Raw genomic sequence first — 19,964 nt, forward strand, 5'->3', positions numbered from 1 at the left:
AACTGTCGATCCCTTACAATAACTTGGCAAAAAGAACAACAAATCGCCCCCAGAAGAGACTCACTTTTATAGACATTATAAAAGGAAATTTTCTGAATCGTGATGAGATCAAAATACATTACAGGTATTTTCTCTTGTTGTTTGTGTTGATGATGGCTATGATATATACGAACCATCTCGTCAATAAAAAAATCAGAATTGTAAACGCCTTAAAAGAAGAGACGGAAGAATACAAATCACGAAACGCTTACGCCCAAAGTAAGCTGATAAAAGTAAAAATGGAATCAGAGTTGGGGAAAGAGGTAGCACGGGATTCATTAATGACCCTGGAAAACCACCCTCATAAATTGCTAATAAAACTGGACAGTACAGATGCAAAAGCAAAATGAATACGACAATAAACGTAAAAAAACGTTAAGATGGGGCTACCTCTTCGCAGTGGTAGCTTTGTGCGTGTTTGTAATGTTCTTGGCAAGGATTGTAATCCTTCAGAACACCAATGTCCAGGAAATCAAAGATGATTACATTAATAAAAATTACCGGGAAGCCACTTTAAAGGCTGCCAGAGGTAATCTTTTTGCTTCAGATGGTTCTATTCTGGCTACCACTGTAATGCGTTACGACATCTACCTTGACTTCAAAACTATGAAGGACACGGTCTACAGTAATAATATTGGTGCCCTGACAGATTCTTTGAGCAAAATGTTCGGAAAATCAAGAGGAGAATTCAGACAGAAGTTCGACGAACAGAAGAAAAAGAAAAACCAATATTACACCCTTGTAAAAGGACTTGATTTTGACGAATACGACAGAATCAGAAAGTTCCCGATCTTCAAAAGAGGAAAAAACAAAGGAGGGTTTATTGTTGACAGAAACTACAAAAGAGAGCTTGCTACTTCAGAAATCGGAGCCGGTACAATCGGTATTGATAATGGAGAACTTAAATCCGGACTGGAAGGAGCTTTTTCAAAATATCTGACAGGTACTGACGGCAAAAGACTGGAGCAAAGAATCAATTCTTCCCAGTGGAAGCCAATCGACTTCTGGAAAGTTAAGGAACCTGTGGACGGAGAAGATGTTTACACCACATTAGACCTTAGAATTCAAGACATTGCACACTCTGCTTTGGAGAAACAGCTTATTAATTTTGAAGCAAAACACGGCACTGTAATCGTAATGGAGGTTGAAACCGGAAAAGTACGTGCTCTGGTTAATTTAAGAAGAACAGAATCCGGAGATTACGAAGACTCTTACAATTATGCCTTAAAAGATAATATCGAACCGGGATCTACTTTTAAAACCATTTCGCTTTTAGCGGCAATGGATGATGGATTTATTGATGAGAATACAACGGTAAATGTAGGAAACGGAGTTTGGGTATATGCCAAACAGAGAATTTCCGACGGACACGGTGGAGGAATCTATGACATCAGTGATGTACTGGCCAAATCCAGTAACGTAGGAACCTCAAAGCTGATCACAAAATATTATGCTGAAAAGCCACAGATTTTCCTTGATCACCTGAAACGATGGAAATTATTCGATAAGATGGATATCGAGCTTCCCGGAATTACAAAACCGAAGATCGTAACGCCACAAAACAAAAGATGGAATGCAGCAACATTGGCTTCTATTTCTTATGGATATTCTTCCAATATAAACCTATTACAGCTGACCACTTTCTATAACGGAGTTGCCAACGGAGGAAAAATGCTTAAGCCTTTATTCATAGATAAAATCATGAAAGACGGAAAAGTAATGTATACCGCTAAACCAGAAGTAATGGTTAATAAAATGGCATCAGAAAAAGCCATTAAAATGATGACAAGTGCTCTGACTAAAGCTGTAGAAAAAGGAACGGGACGAAGTATTTTTACTCCGAACCTTAAAATGGCAGGAAAAACAGGAACCGCAAGATTCGAATATTGGCTGCCTGGTCCTATGAAATACAGAGCTTCATTCGCAGGATTTTATCCGGCAGATGCGCCCAAATATACCTGCTATGTAATGGTGAGTGAGCCCAATACAGCAATAGGATTTTATGGAGGTCCCGTATCAGCACCGGTATTTAAAGAAATTGCAGGAAAAACATTCCTGAAAACGCCTCAAAACATTGAGAAAGAAATGCTCGTAGACAAAAAGGTAAACCTGAGCAAAATGGTAGAACCTAATGTAAAAGTAGCAGTAAACGATAAGCAGATGCCAAACGTAGTAGGATTAATCGGTAAAAATGTAATCCCGCAATTGGAAAACCTGGGATACCGTGTCGACTATAAAGGAGTAGGAAGAATCAAAGAGCAATTCCCATTAGAAGGCACAACAATAAGTAAAAACCAGAGAATTTATTTATCTCTGCAGAATTAAAACATAGTCCCTGAGGGACGATAAAAAAAAGATAGAACAAGGTTCTATTGATAAAAATGATAATAACAGAATTAGTAAACAGAATCCCAGTAATAGAAATCCACGGTGATACAAACCGTGAGGTTGCTGAGCTGGTGATTGACAGCAGAAAAGTTACAGAGAACTCTCTTTACATCGCTATGAGAGGAACAGTTGTGGATGGTCACTCATTCATCACTTCGGCTATTGAAAAAGGAGCAACTACCATTGTTGGTGAAGAATTTCCCGAAACTTTTGCTGAACATGTAACTTATATAAAAGTAAAAGATTCATCTAAATCTTTAGGTCACTTAGCGTCCAACTTCTATGGAAATCCTTCTCAGAAATTGAAACTGATAGGCGTTACAGGAACTAATGGAAAGACTTCTGTGGCTACCCTGCTTTTTGATGTCTTCAAAAACTTAGGTTATGACTCTGCTTTACTTTCAACTGTTGAAATAAGAATAGGAGAAGAAATCATTCCCGCTACTCACACCACCCCTGATGTTATCACTATCAACAGGATTTTAGCAGAAGCTGTAGAGAAAGGATGTGAATTTGCTTTCATGGAAGTAAGTTCTCACGGAATCGCTCAAAACAGAATCGAGGGGTTACATTTCCATATAGCAGGTTTCACTAATCTTACTCACGATCATTTAGACTATCATAAAACATTTGAAGAATACTTAAAAGCAAAGAAAAGATTCTTCGATCAATTAGATGATACTGCCATCGCCATCACGAATGTAGACGATAAAAACGGTAACGTAATGCTTCAGAATACCAAAGCAAAAAAGAAATCATATGCTTTGAAAACAATAGCAGATTACCACGGCAAACTTTTAGAAGTAGATTTCAACGGAATGCTGCTGAACTTCAACGGAAAAGAGTTCTGGACTACTCTGACAGGTAAGTTCAATGCATATAACTTATTACTGGTATTCGGAATTGCTACTGAACTTGGTTTCCAACAGGATGAAATTCTTCAGGCTATGAGTAAGCTGAAGAGAGTTTCAGGAAGATTTGAGACCATGAAATCTGATGGAGGAATTTTCTTTATCGTTGATTATGCACACACTCCAGACGCATTAGAAAATATACTGGACAGCATCAATGATATCAGAACAAAAAATGAAAGACTGATCACTGTTTTTGGATGTGGAGGCGACAGAGATCACTCAAAAAGACCTGAAATGGGGAATATTGCCACTAAAAAGTCAACATTGGCAATCATCACTTCAGACAATCCCAGAACAGAAGATCCGGCACAGATTATTAAAGAAATTGAAGCAGGCGTTGAACCTCAAAACTTCAGCAAATACACTTCAATTCCGGACAGAAAAGAAGCCATTAAAATGGCGATAAAGTTTGCAGAACCTAAAGATATTGTTTTAGTTGCCGGAAAAGGCCACGAAAACTATCAGGAGATAAATGGTGTGAAACATCATTTTGATGACAAAGAAGTAATTAATGAGCTTTGGAAATTAATGAGTAAGTAAAATAAAACTATCACTGATCATTATTAACAATTGAAACTATGCTATACTATCTATACGAATATCTAACTAACCATGGAATTCATGTTCCGGGACTGGGAATGCTTAAATATATTTCCTTTCGTGCCGGAATGGCTGTACTGTTTTCACTCATTATTGCTCTTGTTTTCGGAAAAAGAGTCATCAATTATCTGAGAACAAAACAAATGGGAGAATTGGTACGTGACCTTGGACTGGATGGTCAAAAGCAGAAAGAAGGAACTCCTACTATGGGAGGTCTTATTATTATTCTGGCAACCATTATTCCGGTATTGTTATTTACCAGGATCACCAATGTGTATATCGTTTTACTTGTGGTTTCGATGCTATGGATGGGGGCTATTGGTTTTGTAGACGATTATCTGAAAAAAGTTAAGAAAAATAAAGACGGTCTCAGCGGGAAGTTCAAAGTTGTAGGACAAGTTGGTCTAGGATTAATTGTCGGAATTACAATGTATTTCCATCCCGATATCACTGTAAAAAGAAAATATGCAGATGCAAAAGTAGTGAACAGGAACAATGTAGAGCAGAACTTTATGCCTACTGAAAAAATTACCGTTTCCACAGTCCCTTTTGCAAAGAATAACGAATTCGATTACAGCGGAATTTTGTTTTGGATGAATGATAAAGATGCCCACGAATGGGCATGGATTGTCTTTATCCCTATTGTTATTTTCATTGTGACAGCCGTTTCAAACGGAGCGAATATAGCCGATGGAATAGACGGGCTGGCAGCCGGAACCAGTACAGTCATCCTGCTCACACTGGCCCTCTTTGCCTACATTTCCGGAAACATCATCTTTGCAGACTACCTCAATATTATGTTCCTCCCGAATATGGGCGAAACCACCATTTTTGCAGTAGCAATGGTAGGGGCAGTTATCGGATTCTTCTGGTACAACACTTATCCGGCTCAGGTTTTCATGGGAGACACAGGAAGCTTAATGCTGGGAGGTGTCATTGCTGTTTTAGCAATTATTTTAAGAAAAGAATTACTAATTCCTGTACTGTGCGGAGTCTTCTTAATTGAACTTGTCTCTGTGATTCTGCAGGTTTGGGTATTCAAATACAGAAAAAGAAAATACGGGTTAGAATATGCCCAGAACAATAGACTATTCAAAATGTCACCATTACACCATCATTATCAGAAAGAAGGGTTCCACGAAAGTAAAATCGTGAACAGAATGATCATCATTGGCGTAATACTGGCAATTGTATGTCTGATCACACTGAAAATGAGATAATTTTTGTGAAAAGTAAAAAATATTAATGTAAAAAGACACCAATACATTATATGTTTTACATTTTACATTTTACAAAAAAGATTAAATATGAAATTAGTTGTTTTAGGAGGTGGAGAAAGCGGATGCGGCGCTGCTTATTTGGCTAAAAAGAAAGGTCTGGAAGTATTTCTTTCAGATAAAGGAGCCATTAAGGATGACTATAAGCAGTTCCTTACTGATCATGAAATTGAATTTGAAGAAGGAAACCATACCGAAGAAAGAATTTTAAATGCCGACTGGATTGTAAAAAGCCCGGGAATTCCTAAAAAGGCAGAAATTATCCATAAAATTCATGAGAAAGGAATACGGCTTTCTTCTGAAATTGAATTTGCTTCTGAATTTACAGACGCAAAGATTATCGCTATTACAGGAAGTAACGGTAAAACAACAACCACTTCCCTGATCTACTATATCCTGAAAAATGACGGATTAAACGTAGGCCTGGGTGGAAATATCGGATACAGCTTTGCAAAACAGGTTGCTGATGAAAACCATGAATATTATGTCCTGGAAGTAAGCTCTTTCCAGCTGGATGACATTCAGAATTTCAGACCTTATATTTCTTTATTGTTGAATCTGTCAAAAGATCATCTGGATCAGTATAACTACAACTATGAAGAATATGCATTAGCAAAATTCAGAATCACTGAAAATCAGGAAAATGACAATTTCTTCATCTATAACAAGGATGATGAAATGAGTAAAAATCTTCTTGAAAAACTTGAAATAAAGGCTAAAATGGTTCCTTTCTCTACCAAAGAGAAACTACCTGAAGGAGGTTTTGTGAATGACGATCAGATTGTGGTAAAAATGAAAGATGAATTCTCAATGAAAGTTGAAGAATTATCTCTCCTTGGAAACCACAATGTAGCCAATAGCTTAGCTGCATCTATTGCCGGTAAGATATTAAAAATAAATAATGAGAGCATCAGACATTCATTAATGACCTTCCAGGCTGTTGAACACAGATTGGAATTGGTTACTGAAATTGACAGTGTAAGATACATCAATGACAGTAAAGCAACCAATGTCAACGCAACGTACTATGCTCTGGAAAGTATGAAAACCCCAACCGTATGGATTGTGGGTGGGTTGGATAAAGGGAATGACTATACCGAGATTGAAGATTTAGTCAAAAGAAAAGTAAAGGCAATTGTTTGTCTGGGAATTGACAACAAGAAGATAATAGATTTCTTTAAAGACAAGAAAGAATTTATATATGATACCTCAAGCATGGAAGAAGCAGTGAAAATTTCAAAATCACTCGCTAAAAAAGGAGATACAGTTCTTCTCTCTCCATGCTGTGCAAGCTTTGATTTATTCAAAAGCTATGAAGACAGAGGGCGTCAGTTTAAAGAACAAGTATTAAAATAAATGTAAAAAGTACTAATGTATTAATGAGCGTGTAACTCATGAATTCATTTTACATCGGTACATGAATACAATATTATGGACGAACAGAACACAGAAAGCAGATTTGAGTTTCTAAAGGGCGATAAAGTACTTTGGATGGTCATCCTTGTGATTTCCATCTTCTCTATTTTCCCTGTATATTCTGCAAGTTCAAATCTGGAATATATTGTCAATAACGGGACCACTACCGGTCACGTTATCAAGCATATGTTCTTTGTAGTCCTGGGTCTTGGAATCATGAGACTGGTAGGGACTGTAAAATATGAATATATAGGAAAGCTCAGCAGTATTCTGCTTGGGCTGATGATTGTTCTATTGATAGTCACCATGTTTACCGGACAAACCATTGACGGAGCCAGTGCTTCCAGATGGCTTAAAATTCCGGGTACACCAATTTCATTCCAGCCTTCATCATTTGCATTCTTAATGTTGATCATTTATCTGTGCAGATATTTGACCAAAAAGATAACAAGAGAGAGGCTTCCGATAGAGAACATCATGTATATCTTCGGGCCTATCCTGCTTGTTTTCGTATTGGTAGCAAAAGACAACGGGTCAACCGCCTTAATGATTTTGCTGGTTTCAGTCATTGTTCTGATTATAGGACAGCTACACTGGAAGTATATTGCAGGATTTATTTCCGCATCATTTGTGGCCATCGTATTCTTCCTGTTAATTGCTTTAAACACCAATATGATCGGAGGGAACCGTGTACATACATGGATGAGCCGTATCGAAACATTTACATCAAGTAAAGCAAAAACAACGGATAGCGATGACGAAAGCATCAAAGCCAAAAATTATCAGGTAATGCAGGCCAAAGCCGCAATTGTACATGGTGGAATTACAGGAATGGGACCCGGAAAAAGTGCCTTAAAGCAAATGCTTCCACAGTCTGCCTCCGACTTTATTTTCGCTGTAATTGTAGAAGAATACGGAGTAATTGGTGCCACTTTTCTGATCAGTTTGTACCTGATCATGATGATACGGATTGTAATGATTGCCAGTAAAATGCCGGCATTCTTCGGCTCACTCCTCGTGCTCAGTCTCGGGGTAATGATTTTTATACAGCTTTCCGTAAACATTGCCGTTGCAGTGAATCTTATCCCGGTAACCGGACAGCCACTGCCATTGATAAGCTACGGAGGAACCTCCATGCTGGTGACCTATTTACAGTTAGGAATTATCTTAAATATAAGTTCCAGAATTCAGATTTATGATGAAGAAGGAATGGGAAAAAAACAAAGTATAGCAGAGATAAACGATATCGCATAATATCAAAGAGTCTCAAAAAGACGATTTAACAAAAAAAATCGGACGCAGTCCTATTAAGAAAATGAACAAAAAGTTAAAAATAATACTATCAGGCGGAGGAACAGGAGGACATATCTTCCCTGCCATTGCCATTGCAGACGAAATCAAGCAAAGATTTCCTGATGCAGAGTTTTTGTTCATCGGAGCCAACGGAAAAATGGAAATGGAAAAAGTTCCTCAGGCTGGCTACAAAATAGAAGGAATTGATATCGCCGGAATCAACAGAGGAAACTTGTTATCCAACTTAGGATTACCTTTCAAAATTCTGAAAAGTTTATCTAAGTCAAAAAGAATCATTAAAAGTTTTGCTCCCGATTTTGCAGTTGGGACAGGAGGTTTTGCAAGCGGACCTGCTCTTTATGAAGCAAGCAAAATGGGAATTCCGATTTTCATACAGGAACAAAATGCCTACGCAGGGGTAACTAATAAAATTTTAAGCAAGAAAGCAAAAGCTGTTTTTACAGCCTACCCAAAAGTAGAAGGCTTTCCGGCTGAAAAAATAAAATTTCTGGGAAATCCGATCCGTTCAGTTATTGTTTCGGGAATGCAGGAAACTGATCTGGCAAAAGAAAAAATGGGACTCAGTAAAGACAAGCTTACCATTTTATCCGTAGGTGGTTCTTTAGGATCCAGAACATTAAATAATGCCTGGAAAACCCATTTAAAAGAAATTGCAGATAAAGATTATCAGCTGATCTGGCAGACAGGAAAGCTTGATTATAAAAATATTTTAGACGAAACAAAAGACATTGACACCACCAATATTCAGATCCGTGAATTCATCAAAGACATGGAGCTGGCTTATTCTGCTGCCGATGTGATTGTTTCAAGAGCTGGAGCCATTGCCATTTCAGAGTTGGCAGTCGCAAAGAAACCGGTTCTCCTGGTGCCATTCCCTTTTGCAGCGGAAGACCATCAGACTAAAAATGCCATGAACCTTGTAGACAAAAATGCAGCGAGAATGGTAAAAGACTCTGAAATGCAGGAAAAATTCTGGAATACATTATCAGATATCTGCGAAAACGAAAGTGTAAGAAAAGAAATGTCCGATAATCTGAAGTATTTTGCCAAGCCTGATGCTGCAAAAGAGATTGTGGACGAAATTTTTAAATTAATGTAAAAAGTATCATCGTAAAATGAAGTAACGAAAAATAATCAGTACATTTTAAATGAATACAATAATACAAAAGAAATAAATGAATATTTTACAGACATATCAGACTTTTTACTTCGTTGGAATCGGAGGTATCGGAATGAGTGCATTGGCACGCTATTTCAATGCATCCGGGAAAAAAGTATTGGGATACGATAAAACCAATACTAAACTCACTCAGAATCTGATGAAGGAGGGTATTGATATTGTTTTTGAAGATCATATTGATGAAAGAATCACGTCTCTTCAGAAAGAGGACACATTGGTCATCTACACCCCCGCTATCAAAGTGCTGAGTATATTAGATTATTTCAATGAAAATCAGTTTGAAGTATTGAAACGTGCTAAAGTTTTAGGATTAATTACAGAAAATACAGACTGTATTGCAATAGCAGGAACTCACGGAAAGACAACAACGTCTACCCTTGTGGCTCATTTATGTAAAGAAGCCAATCTTCCTTTCTCATGCTTTTTAGGTGGTATTTCTGAAAATTTTAAATCCAACTTTCTATATAATGGTTCAACTTATTCCGTCGTAGAAGCTGATGAGTATGACAGAAGCTTCTTAAGCCTTTCCCCGGACTGGGCTGTAGTGACTTCTATAGATGCAGACCATTTGGATATTTATGGAGATAAAAGTCATATTGAAGAAGGATTCAGAGAGTTTGCAGCATTGGTTCCGCAAGATCAGCAGCTATTTGTAAGAAAAGGAATTGACATAGGCAGACCTCATAGAACTTATGCCGTAAACGAGCCTGCTGATTACTATTCTGACAACCTGCGTATGGACCATGATAAAATTTATTTTGACTTCCATACCCCAACAGAAACAATAAAAGATTTCATATGGGAGATCCCTGGAATCCACAATGTTGAAAATGCTACGGTAGCACTGGCTATTCTTCGCAATTTGGGCGCAGATTTTGATACGCTGAAAAAAGCAATTGCCAATTTTAAAGGAATTAAAAGAAGATATACCAAACATATTTATCAAAACGGTAAAATTTATATTGATGATTATGCTCATCATCCAACAGAAATCAATGCCGTAATGGGTTCAATTAAAACATTTTACCCTGATAAAAAACTATTGGTAGCTTTCCAGCCACACCTGTTCAGCAGAACAAGAGATTTCGCAGACGGATTTGCAGAAAGCTTAAGTAAAGCTGATGAATTGATTTTACTAGATATTTATCCTGCAAGAGAACTTCAGGAGAATTTTGAAGGAATCACTTCAAACTGGCTTTTAGAAAAAGTAACATTAGAGAAAAAGGAAGTATCCAATTTATCAGATGCTTTTGAAAAAATAAAAGAAAAAGATTTTGATATCCTCCTTACAGTAGGTGCGGGGAATATAGACACCCTGTATGACCCTATCTGTGAGTGGATAAGTGAATTGTAAAAAGTAATAATGTATTAACGTATTCATGAATACATTTTACATCAATACATGAATACAAAAAAGTATGAAAAATAAATACAGAATATTAAAAATTGTTGTCACTGTAATCATCCTTGGATTATTACTGAGTTTCTCTTTGAAGAGATTCAGCAATGAGCAGATTACAGACAATAAAATTTCTGTAAAAATGAGCGAGAGAACTCCGGTTTATTTTGTGGATGAAAAAGACATTCGAGAGATCGTCCGAAGAGAAAACCCTTCGGGAAAAGTAGGAGAACTGAATATCCCTGCCTTAGAAAAAAAGATCAATTCTTTGCCGGCAGTTGATAGTGCCAATGTCTATCTGAACTTAAACGGAAAACTGAATCTGGATATCAAACAGAGAGTTCCTGTTTTCAGGCTCAATAAAGATGGAAAAGATTTTTATGTAGATGAAAGAGGAACTGAGTTTCCCATTTCAAGGACCTATTCTCACCCTTGTATGCTGGTAACAGGAAATGTACAGCCTGAAGAATATAAAAAACTGGCAGAGCTGGTAGAAAAGATCGATAAAGATGATTTCAGCAAAAAATACTTTATTGGAATTTCAAAAAGCAAAGACAGTTACAGCCTTCTGACAAGCGAAGGGAATTACAGAGTAGAAATTGGAGATCTGGAAAACATTGATTTTAAAGTAAAAGGATTTAAAACTTTTGTAGAAAAATACTTGGTCTATCAGGATCCTCAAAAATACAGTATGGTTTCTGTAAAATATCAGAACCAGATTGTAACGACTTTAAACCCTTATTTTAAGGAAAACGACAGTATTTTAAAAGCTGGAAAGCTGGAACTGGCGAAGATACCTGCTCAGGGAATGAAGAGAACAGAAACTAAGCTAAAGATAGCTGAAGAAAAAAAAGTAAATTCCTCATCAGCAAAACCCAAGGAAAGTACAAAACAAAAAACGCATACTAAGGAAACAAAAAAAACAGAGAAAAAAACAAAGGCCCCGGCACCGTCCAAACCAAAGCCGAAAGCCAAGGTTAAAATAGAATAAAAGAGTCTCTAAAAGACAATTTAATATAAAACAGGACCGGTCCTGATAATGGAAAAAGTAGAAAAAATCAAATCGATATAAAAAATGGAAAATCAAGAGTATTCAGTAGGTCTGGACATCGGGACAACGAAGATAGTCGCGATTGTCGGAAGAAGGAATGCACACGGGAAGATAGAAGTTCTCGGTGTAGGAAAAGCTAAAAGTCTTGGTGTTCATAAAGGGATTGTGAATAATATTTCGCAAACCATTAATTCAATCAAGGCTGCAGTATCCGAAGCACAATCCAGTGCTGGAGTTCCTATCCGCAAGGTTACGGTAGGTATTGCAGGAAAACACATACGTTCTCTGCAGCACTCCGATTATATTATGCGTGAACATCCGGATAAATTTATTACAGACGATGACATTGAAGCGTTAAAAGACCAGGTCAAGAAGCTGGTCATGCTTCCTGGAGAAGAAATTATCCATGTACTTCCTCAAGAATATAAAGTGGATTCCGAAGGTGAAATTCAGGAACCTGTCGGGATGCACGGAAAACGTTTAGAAGCTAATTTCCATGTTGTAGTAGGCCAAATGGGCAGCATCAGAAACATTGCAAGATGTGTTCGCGAAGCCGGGCTGGAAATGGAGGCCCTTACCCTGGAGCCATTGGCATCTTCAGAAGCGGTTCTTACAAAAGAAGAAAAAGAAGCCGGTGTAGCCATTGTTGACATTGGTGGCGGTACTACTGATATTGCTATCTTTAAAGATAATATCATCCGTCATACCTGTGTTATTCCTTACGGAGGCGGGATTATTACTGAAGATATAAAAGAAGGCTGTTCCATTATTGAGAAACATGCTGAACAATTGAAAGTAAAATTTGGTTCGGCTGTTCCCGAATTGGAAAAAGACAGTACTTTTGTAACAATTCCCGGACTTCACGGAAGACCAGACAAGGAAATTTCTTTAAAAACTCTGGCACAGATCATCAATGCAAGAGTAGAAGAAATTCTGGAAATGGTAAATACCGAGCTGAAAGCGTATGGTGCCTTTGAACAAAAGAAAAAGCTGATTGCCGGAATTGTTCTGACAGGAGGTGGTTCAAATCTGAAACACCTGCGTCAACTGGCGAATTATACCACAGGTTTTGACAGCAGAATCGGTTTTGCTAATGAATATATCGCCAACGATAAAAATCAGTACCTGAAAGGCCCTGAATTTGCTACCTCTATTGGGTTACTGATGGAGAGTTTAAAGATCAGAGATAAAAAGCAGAATGCTGATGACGTGGAAGAAGTTGAGATTGAGCAGCCTAAGCCGGAAGTAGTTACTGCACAGGCGGAAACTACCCAAACGGTTCAACAGACAGCACCCGTTCAGGAGCAGCAGCCTGTTGAAAAGGAAAAGCAGCAAAACAGAAAAGCTAAACTGACATTCGGGCAGTCGCTTATGGAAAAAGTAAAAAAATTCTTTGAAGAAGTAGAGTAAATTATAAATGAGAATGATAAGCGATAAATGATCTTTTCCTTATCAATGATCATTAATCAATTATCAATTATAATTATAAAAAGTATAGTTATGGAAAATATAGGTACACAAGGATTTTCATTTGATTTACCAAAAGGAAATTCATCCATCATAAAAGTAATCGGTGTAGGGGGCGGTGGTAACAACGCTCTGAAGCACATGTACGAAAAAGGTATCCACGGGGTAGACTTCGTGGTTTGTAACACAGATGCTCAGACACTTGACAATAACCCCGTTGCCAATAAAGTTCAGCTAGGAACTTCCATTACGGAAGGTCTGGGGGCTGGCGCAGACCCTGAAGTGGGGGAAAAATCAGCTATTGAAAGTATTGAAGATATCAAAGCAGCCATGGGCCAGAACACCAAGATGGTGTTTATCACTGCCGGAATGGGTGGTGGTACCGGTACCGGAGCGGCTCCCGTGATTGCTAAAGTAGCAAAAGACATGGGGATTTTAACAGTAGGTATTGTGACTGTCCCTTTCAGCTTCGAAGGAAAAAGAAGACTGGAGCAAGCTGAAAACGGTCTTGAAAAATTAAAAAATAATGTTGACTCATTAATTGTTATCAACAATGATAAATTGAGACAGCAGTTCGGAAACCTTGGATTCAAACAGGGCTTCTCAAAAGCCGATGAAGTTTTAGCAAATGCCGCGAAAGGTATGGCAGAAGTTATTACAGGTTACTTTGATGTAAACATTGACTTTAGAGATGCTAAATCTGTACTTCAGAATTCAGGAACTGCTCTGATGTCTACAGGAACTGCTTCAGGTGAAAATAAGGCTGAAGAAGCAGTAAGAAAAGCTCTTGATTCTCCATTATTAAATGATAATAAGATTACAGGTGCCAAAAATGTCCTGTTACTGATCAGAAGTGGTGCTGAAGAAGTTACCATGGACGAAATCGGTATCATCATGGATCATATCCAGAAAGAGGCAGGAAATACAGCCGATATTATTTTTGGGGTAGGTGCTGATGAAGAACTAGGGGATGCTGTAAGTGTTCTTGTTATCGCAACAGGATTCTCTAATGACAACAAAAAGTTTTCAGGTCCTACAGAAAAAATAAGAATCAGTCTTAATGACAGCTTTGAGTCTCCAAAATCTTCTCCTTTTAAAACAAGAGAAGAAAGAGAGATTGCTCCGGAAACAACCTACGATACCAATAGAATCAATCATTTCAGATTAGATGATGAAGACCATGATACTCAACAGTTCAAGGTGACCTCTATTGAAAAAAAAATGATTATTGAGGAAGAGGAGATCAAAAGAGAAATAAAATTCTCTGATAAAGAGGATAATGCACTAAACACCCCTGAGCAGAGCTGGAGAAATGAAGAAGAAAGCGAGCAGGATGCGTACAGTTTATTCTCTGTTGATGAAGAAAATGAAGATCCAAATGATCTTGAAATTCAGTCTTTCAAATTTGATTTTGACAATAAGAAAGATGAACCTCAGTCTGGAAGCACTTTCAACAATTCTTTCTCAGAACAGAAACCTGTTGAATTCAGCTTTTTTGTCAATGAGCCAACCAGAAATGAGCCTAAAACTGATTTTGGACAGCCAAAGGCAGAGTTTAATGCACCAGCAAGCGCTGTAGCTGAACCTGCTCAAAAGATTGAAACTTTCTATCAGAAACAGGAGGAACCCAAAGTTGAAACAAAACCCGCTTTTGAAAGCAGAACAGAAATTGAGACTCCAAAAACTGAAGAATCAGAATTCACTTTCGTGAACAAAACGATCGATCAGGACAGAGTTATTGAAAGAAGAAATAAACTAAAAGAATTCAATTCACGTTATCAGAGCTTTGACAGTACGAGTGAGTTTGAATCTATTCCTGCTTTCAAAAGAAAAAATATTTCAATTGACGGAAACAATGCTTCAGACCAGAATATCAACACTTATCTGTCTGACAACAATGGATCCATGCAAATCAGAGAAAACAGATTTTTAAATAAAGATGTAGACTAAAATAAGTGTATTAATGTATTGATGTAAAATGTATTAATGGTTTTACATCAATACATTAATCTTTTTTAAGCTAATACTAATAAAGACAACATGAGTTTAGAAAATATAATCAGTGAAGCTATAAAAACAGCTATGAGAGAGAAAGACAGGGTAGCTCTGGATTCTCTTCGTGCCGTAAAATCTCAAATTCTTCTTTTAAAAACTGAAGCCAGAGGCGCTGAAGTTTCCGCAGAACAGGAAATTGCCATTCTTCAGAGAATGATCAAGCAGCGTAAGGACTCTTTCGAGCAGTTTACTGCACAAGGAAGACAAGATCTTGCTGAAGTAGAAGATGCACAAATGAAAGTGATTGAGAAGTTTTTACCAAAACAGCTTTCTGCAGAAGAATTAGAAACAGAAATTAAAAATATTATTTCTGAAACCGGAGCTGAATCTATCAAAGATTTAGGGAAGGTAATGGGAGCAGCGTCAAAAGCGCTGGCCGGAAAATCTGACGGAAAAAGTATTTCCGAGATGGTTAAAAAGCTCCTTTCATAATGAGATCCGGGCCTCAGGAGTAATCTTGCGCCCGCAGATAAAGATCTCATACCATTCGTTAAGGATATTCAACCTTTGCATATCGATTTGATTAGAAGCCCGGAACTTTTCAGTTCCGGGCTTCGCTTTTTTTGGATATTAAAATTTGTTATTCAGTTTGATTCAAAACTGAAAAAAAGAATAAATTTACTTCATTTTTCAAACAGCATTTAAGTGATTGATTGCTCGAGGGAAAGCCTTAAATGTTTTTTTCATGGTCGTTTGTTTTTCAGAATCATTTCAAATTTAATAAATATATTTCATTATTCCTAATCTTAATTCACATTTTTATGAATATTGTTGAACTATTAACATTTGGTTAATTTTATATGACTAAACCGTTGATAGTTATTATATATTGACTAAACGTAAAGAATTGTGTAACTTTGTACAGATAAAAAAAACAAAATATATGTATCCAACAGATTTAGTAATGCCAATGAAGGCAGAGCTTACAGATAAAGGTTTCCAGGACTTAACAAGCCCTGCTCAGGTAGAAGATGCTTTAAAACAGTCTGGCACAACATTATTAGTGATCAACTCCGTATGCGGATGTGCTGCGGGAGCTGCAAGACCGGGAGTAGTGTATTCTTTAACCGGAGACAAGAAGCCTGATCATTTAACAACTGTTTTTGCAGGATTTGATACTGAGGCAGTAGTTGAAGCAAGAAAACACCTTGCTCCATTCCCTCCAAGTTCTCCATGTGTGGCACTCTTCAAAGACGGAGAATTGGTTCACATGCTGGAAAGACACCACATTGAAGGAAACCCTGCAGGAGCTATTGCAGCAAACCTTCAAGCTGCTTACGACGAGTATTGTTAATAAACAACACCTTAGATATCAAACCGTTACTTATTTTGTAACGGTTTTTTTATTTAATCCCAGAAAAAATTCTCAGAAAATTCAAATATCATTATATTTGTTGGAATGGCAACCAAAGCACTTTTCAATACCGTAGTCAACTGGTTCATCCGTCAAAGGATTGATCAGATACAGAATTTCATGGATCATCCTATTGAAACACAGAAAGGAATCTTATTTTCACAATTGTTTCATGCGGAAGACACAGAATATGGCAAACAGTACGGATTCAACTCTATTTCAAGCTATCAGGACTTTAAAAATAAAGTTCCGATAGTCACTTATGAAGATTTTGAACCTTATATTGAAAGAGCAAGGCAGGGATATAAAGATGTAAGCTGGCCAGGACTTATTAAACATTTTGCCAAGTCATCAGGAACTACTAATGCTAAAAGTAAGTTTATTCCTATTTCAGCAGAAAGCCTCGAGTATTGTCATATGAAAGCCGGAAAGGATATGGTATCCATCTATGCCAACAATCATCCTGAAAATCAGCTTTTCACTAATAAAAATCTCCGCCTGGGAGGAAGTTCAGAACTGTATGCAGATTTCAATACCAAATTTGGGGATCTGTCTGCCATTTTAATTGATAATCTTCCTTTCTGGGTAGAAATTACCACCACCCCGAGTAAAAAGGTTTCCCTGATGTCTGAATGGGAAAGTAAGCTAAAAGCCATCACTTCAGAAGTAAAGAATGAAGATGTGGGAAGCATTCTTGGAGTTCCAAGCTGGATGCTGGTTCTTCTGCAAAGAGTTTTAAAAGAAACCAACGTAGGAAGTATTTCTGAGCTATGGCCGAATTTAGAGGTGTTTTTTCACGGTGGAATCAGTTTCAAGCCCTACAGGGAGCAATACAGACAGATCATTGGAAAAAACATCAATTACTACGAAATTTACAATGCATCTGAAGGGTTCTTCGGTATACAGGACAGATCCAATAGTGATGAAATGCTCCTGATGCTGGATTACGGTATATTCTACGAGTTTATTCCAATGGATCAGTTTCATCATTCCAATCCAAAAGTGGTAAGCCTTGAGGATGTGGAAACGGGAAAAAACTACGCTATGGTGATCACTACCAATGGCGGATTATGGAGATACCTCATTGGAGATACAGTAGTATTTACCTCCACCAATCCTTTCAGAATAAAAATCACAGGGAGAACGAAGCATTATATTAATGCTTTCGGAGAAGAACTGATGATCACCAATGTAGAATCTGCACTTTCTAAGGCTTGTGAAGCTACGGGTGCACTTGTTACAGAGTTTACGGGAGCTCCGGTTTTCATGAAAGAAAATGAAGGAGGTGCCCATGAATGGATCTTTGAGTTCAGCCAGCATCCGGATAGCCTGGAAAGCTTTGTTGATTGTTTTGATCAGCATCTGAAAACCATCAATTCTGATTACGAAGCAAAAAGATATAATAATATGACGCTCAGAAGGCCTATTGTTCACATTGCAAGGCAGAATTTATTCTACAACTGGCTGGAGTCCAAAGGAAAGCTTGGCGGCCAGAATAAGGTTCCAAGGTTAAGCAACGACAGAGAATATATTGATCCTTTACTGGAATTAAATAAAGGGACCGTGGATATTGAAATATATAAAAATCAGAATGGCTAAAATCCGGCATTTCCAAAATGTCGGATTATCCACCACTACATAAAAACAAAAACCGCAGAATTACTGCGGTTTTCTTTTATTTACTTAAATCTTCTTTTACTTTTTTAGCCGCATCTTCTATCTTTGAAGCTCCTTTCCTAGCCGCTTCCTTTGCGTCTTTCCCTGCTTTGTCAGCTTCTGTTTTGATGTCTTGCCCGGCCTTATGAAGATCCTGTTTGGTCTTATCTGCTGTAGCATCAATCTTATCTTTCGCTTTCTGAGCCGCATCGTCAATTTTGTTACCGGCTTCATCTACTTTTGTTTTAACATCTTCTTTTGCTTTATTCACTTTAGAAGAATCAACCAAATTAGAAGGAGTTTCCGTAACAGTAGTGGTAGTAGTGGTCACCGAACCGTCAGCATTTTCTATCTGCTCTGACTTTGTTGTGGATTTTGTGCATGCAACGGTGAATACAGAGATCACTAAAGCTGCGATAATTTGCTTTTTCATATTTTATATTTTAAAAAAGTTTGGTTTATTCTGTTTTGGTTTCTTTTTGAACAGGCGTTTCCGAAGTCTTTTGTTTCTTTTCAGCCTCTGTTTTTTTCTTTTCCTCTTCCAACTTGGCTTTATTTTCCTTTTCAAGTTCTGCCTTTAGCTTTTTTTCTTCCTCCTGAACCTTTTTAGCCTGTTTTAAAGAATCCTGATATTGTGGTGATGACATTCTTATCTTGCGGGCAATATCTACCGTAATAGCTCCCGTAGAAAAAGAATCAACAGCCATCGTATCATAATAAATTTTGACGTCCTGTTCAGCACTAAAACCCGGTGACTCTTTCTTTGAGCAGGCAGAAAAAAGGATTGTAAAAATAAAAATCGCAGACAGTAAATTTTTCATGGAACTAATTTAGCAGAAATTCTGCAATTACAGGATAGTGATCCGATAATTCCACAGAATGATCTACTTTATAGCTTAAGGGGATGATTGATTTTGAAGTAAAAATATAATCAATTCTCAACGGCACTTTATAATCATGAAAACTGCTTGCACTCCCTTTTCCTGCAACCAAAAAGGCGTCCTGAAGGTCTTTCCCAAGGTTGTAATACTCATAAGAATTGGGAACGGAATTGAAGTCGCCGGCCAAAATAACGGGATAAGGTGAAAGGTCTACTATTTTTCTGATTCTTTTTACCTGCTCTTCATGAGCCTGAAAAGTGGGAGTCATATGTGAAAGCAAAGTAGAAACATTACCAAAACCTAAAGCGTCCAGTTTTGTAAACATTGATTTATGAAGCCTGAAAGGCTCCAGGTACACATTTACAATTCTGATAATCTTCCCATTGATATCCACATCAGCATAGAAGGAATTCCCTCTTGCTTTTTCATCAATCAGCTGGGCCTGTCTTACAATTTTATGTTTTGTTTTAAGAATAACAGAAGGATATTTTACAAGGTCCTGCTTTAAAGCACGATTGGTATCTTTTTCCTGAACCAGGATAATATCAGCATTTTGCTCTTTGATATAGTTCTTTACTTTATCCCAGCCATATTCTCCATATTTCACATTAAAAGTAAGTACTTTTATATCTCGTATTGTCTTTTCATTATCTGTTTTGGGAGAAAAGTTGATCCATCGACGGATTGGATTGTAGAATATAAAGGTCCCCAGGACAAAAGCAATAGCTATTTTCTGTCTTTTAATGATCCAAACCACGGTAAGAATCAAGTGTGCCGCCATCAGATAGGGAAAGCCTAGAGAAAGCAGGTTAAGGCTACCCAAAAGGTTAGGCGGAACCCATGCATTCCCGAGTGTGCACAACAGCAAAACACCCACAGCGATATGTATAAATAGTAATATCTGATTCGACTTCATGAAAAAACGGTCTTGGTACGGATATTTTTAAGCAAAAACCCTACCAAGGAGTTAAAA

At 37.5% G+C, this 19,964-nt stretch carries 17 protein-coding genes; 14 read left to right on the top strand and 3 right to left on the bottom strand.

All coding sequences use genetic code 11. From position 1 onward, the window contains the following. Positions 1-23: 23 nt before the first annotated feature. The 14 genes from LF887_RS23130 (at position 24) to LF887_RS23195 (ending at position 18,053) form a co-directional block, all read left to right on the top strand. Positions 24-389 (top strand): FtsL-like putative cell division protein, encoded by a 366-nt coding sequence (locus LF887_RS23130; RefSeq protein ID WP_236856590.1) that lies wholly within the window; start codon positions 24-26, stop codon positions 387-389. Then, a complete protein-coding gene (locus LF887_RS23135; protein ID WP_236856591.1) occupies positions 373-2,364 on the top strand; it encodes a penicillin-binding transpeptidase domain-containing protein in 1,992 nt (663 codons plus the stop codon). The genes LF887_RS23130 and LF887_RS23135 overlap by 17 nt, the downstream gene beginning before the upstream one ends. A gap of 56 nt (positions 2,365-2,420) precedes the next feature. Further along, positions 2,421-3,881, top strand: coding sequence for a UDP-N-acetylmuramoyl-L-alanyl-D-glutamate--2,6-diaminopimelate ligase (locus LF887_RS23140; protein WP_236856592.1), 1,461 nt, complete (start codon positions 2,421-2,423; stop codon positions 3,879-3,881). A 38-nt stretch (positions 3,882-3,919) separates the two neighbouring features. Further along, a complete protein-coding gene (gene mraY, locus LF887_RS23145) occupies positions 3,920-5,161 on the top strand; it encodes a phospho-N-acetylmuramoyl-pentapeptide-transferase (RefSeq protein WP_236856593.1) in 1,242 nt (413 codons plus the stop codon). 87 nt (positions 5,162-5,248) lie between these two features. Further along, positions 5,249-6,574, top strand: a complete 1,326-nt coding sequence (murD, locus tag LF887_RS23150) for a UDP-N-acetylmuramoyl-L-alanine--D-glutamate ligase (RefSeq protein ID WP_236856594.1) — start codon at positions 5,249-5,251, stop codon at positions 6,572-6,574. 75 nt (positions 6,575-6,649) lie between these two features. After that, positions 6,650-7,888 (top strand): FtsW/RodA/SpoVE family cell cycle protein, encoded by a 1,239-nt coding sequence (locus tag LF887_RS23155; RefSeq protein ID WP_236856595.1) that lies wholly within the window; start codon positions 6,650-6,652, stop codon positions 7,886-7,888. A gap of 61 nt (positions 7,889-7,949) precedes the next feature. Continuing rightward, the gene (murG, locus tag LF887_RS23160; protein WP_236856596.1) at positions 7,950-9,047 is read left to right on the top strand and encodes an undecaprenyldiphospho-muramoylpentapeptide beta-N-acetylglucosaminyltransferase; all 1,098 of its coding nucleotides are present in this window, start codon (positions 7,950-7,952) and stop codon (positions 9,045-9,047) included. Between the two features lie 76 nt (positions 9,048-9,123). Further along, positions 9,124-10,482: a UDP-N-acetylmuramate--L-alanine ligase gene (gene murC, locus LF887_RS23165; protein WP_236856597.1), complete on the top strand. Its 1,359-nt coding sequence runs from the start codon at positions 9,124-9,126 to the stop codon at positions 10,480-10,482. 64 nt (positions 10,483-10,546) lie between these two features. After that, complete coding sequence (locus tag LF887_RS23170) at positions 10,547-11,518, top strand: cell division protein FtsQ/DivIB (RefSeq protein ID WP_236856598.1); 972 nt, start codon at positions 10,547-10,549, stop codon at positions 11,516-11,518. Between the two features lie 84 nt (positions 11,519-11,602). Continuing rightward, complete coding sequence (gene ftsA, locus LF887_RS23175) at positions 11,603-12,988, top strand: cell division protein FtsA (protein ID WP_236856599.1); 1,386 nt, start codon at positions 11,603-11,605, stop codon at positions 12,986-12,988. A 90-nt stretch (positions 12,989-13,078) separates the two neighbouring features. Beyond that, entirely contained in the window at positions 13,079-14,995 is a 1,917-nt protein-coding gene (gene ftsZ / locus LF887_RS23180; protein ID WP_236856600.1) for a cell division protein FtsZ, read from the top strand. Positions 14,996-15,085: 90 nt separating this feature from the next. Then, positions 15,086-15,532 carry a GatB/YqeY domain-containing protein gene (locus LF887_RS23185; protein ID WP_236856601.1) on the top strand — a complete coding sequence of 149 codons (447 nt, stop codon included), beginning with the start codon at positions 15,086-15,088 and terminating at the stop codon, positions 15,530-15,532. A 451-nt stretch (positions 15,533-15,983) separates the two neighbouring features. Then, positions 15,984-16,394 carry a BrxA/BrxB family bacilliredoxin gene (locus LF887_RS23190; RefSeq protein ID WP_236856602.1) on the top strand — a complete coding sequence of 137 codons (411 nt, stop codon included), beginning with the start codon at positions 15,984-15,986 and terminating at the stop codon, positions 16,392-16,394. 105 nt (positions 16,395-16,499) lie between these two features. Next, positions 16,500-18,053, top strand: coding sequence for a GH3 auxin-responsive promoter family protein (locus LF887_RS23195; protein ID WP_236856603.1), 1,554 nt, complete (start codon positions 16,500-16,502; stop codon positions 18,051-18,053). 76 nt (positions 18,054-18,129) lie between these two features. Here the strand turns inward: LF887_RS23195 and LF887_RS23200 are convergent, their stop codons facing one another. Genes LF887_RS23200 through LF887_RS23210 form a run of 3 tightly spaced genes read right to left on the bottom strand, consistent with a single transcriptional unit; the run spans position 18,130 to position 19,907 of the window. Beyond that, positions 18,130-18,543 carry a hypothetical protein gene (locus LF887_RS23200; RefSeq protein WP_236856604.1) on the bottom strand — a complete coding sequence of 138 codons (414 nt, stop codon included), beginning with the start codon at positions 18,541-18,543 and terminating at the stop codon, positions 18,130-18,132. Positions 18,544-18,568: 25 nt separating this feature from the next. Then, entirely contained in the window at positions 18,569-18,931 is a 363-nt protein-coding gene (locus LF887_RS23205) for a hypothetical protein (protein ID WP_236856605.1), read from the bottom strand. A 4-nt stretch (positions 18,932-18,935) separates the two neighbouring features. Next, a complete protein-coding gene (locus LF887_RS23210; RefSeq protein ID WP_236856606.1) occupies positions 18,936-19,907 on the bottom strand; it encodes an endonuclease/exonuclease/phosphatase family protein in 972 nt (323 codons plus the stop codon). Positions 19,908-19,964: the final 57 nt, after the last annotated feature.

Origin of the sequence: Chryseobacterium sp. MEBOG06 (genome assembly GCF_021869765.1) — a bacterium.
In the GTDB taxonomy this organism is placed as follows: Bacteria; Bacteroidota; Bacteroidia; order Flavobacteriales; family Weeksellaceae; genus Chryseobacterium.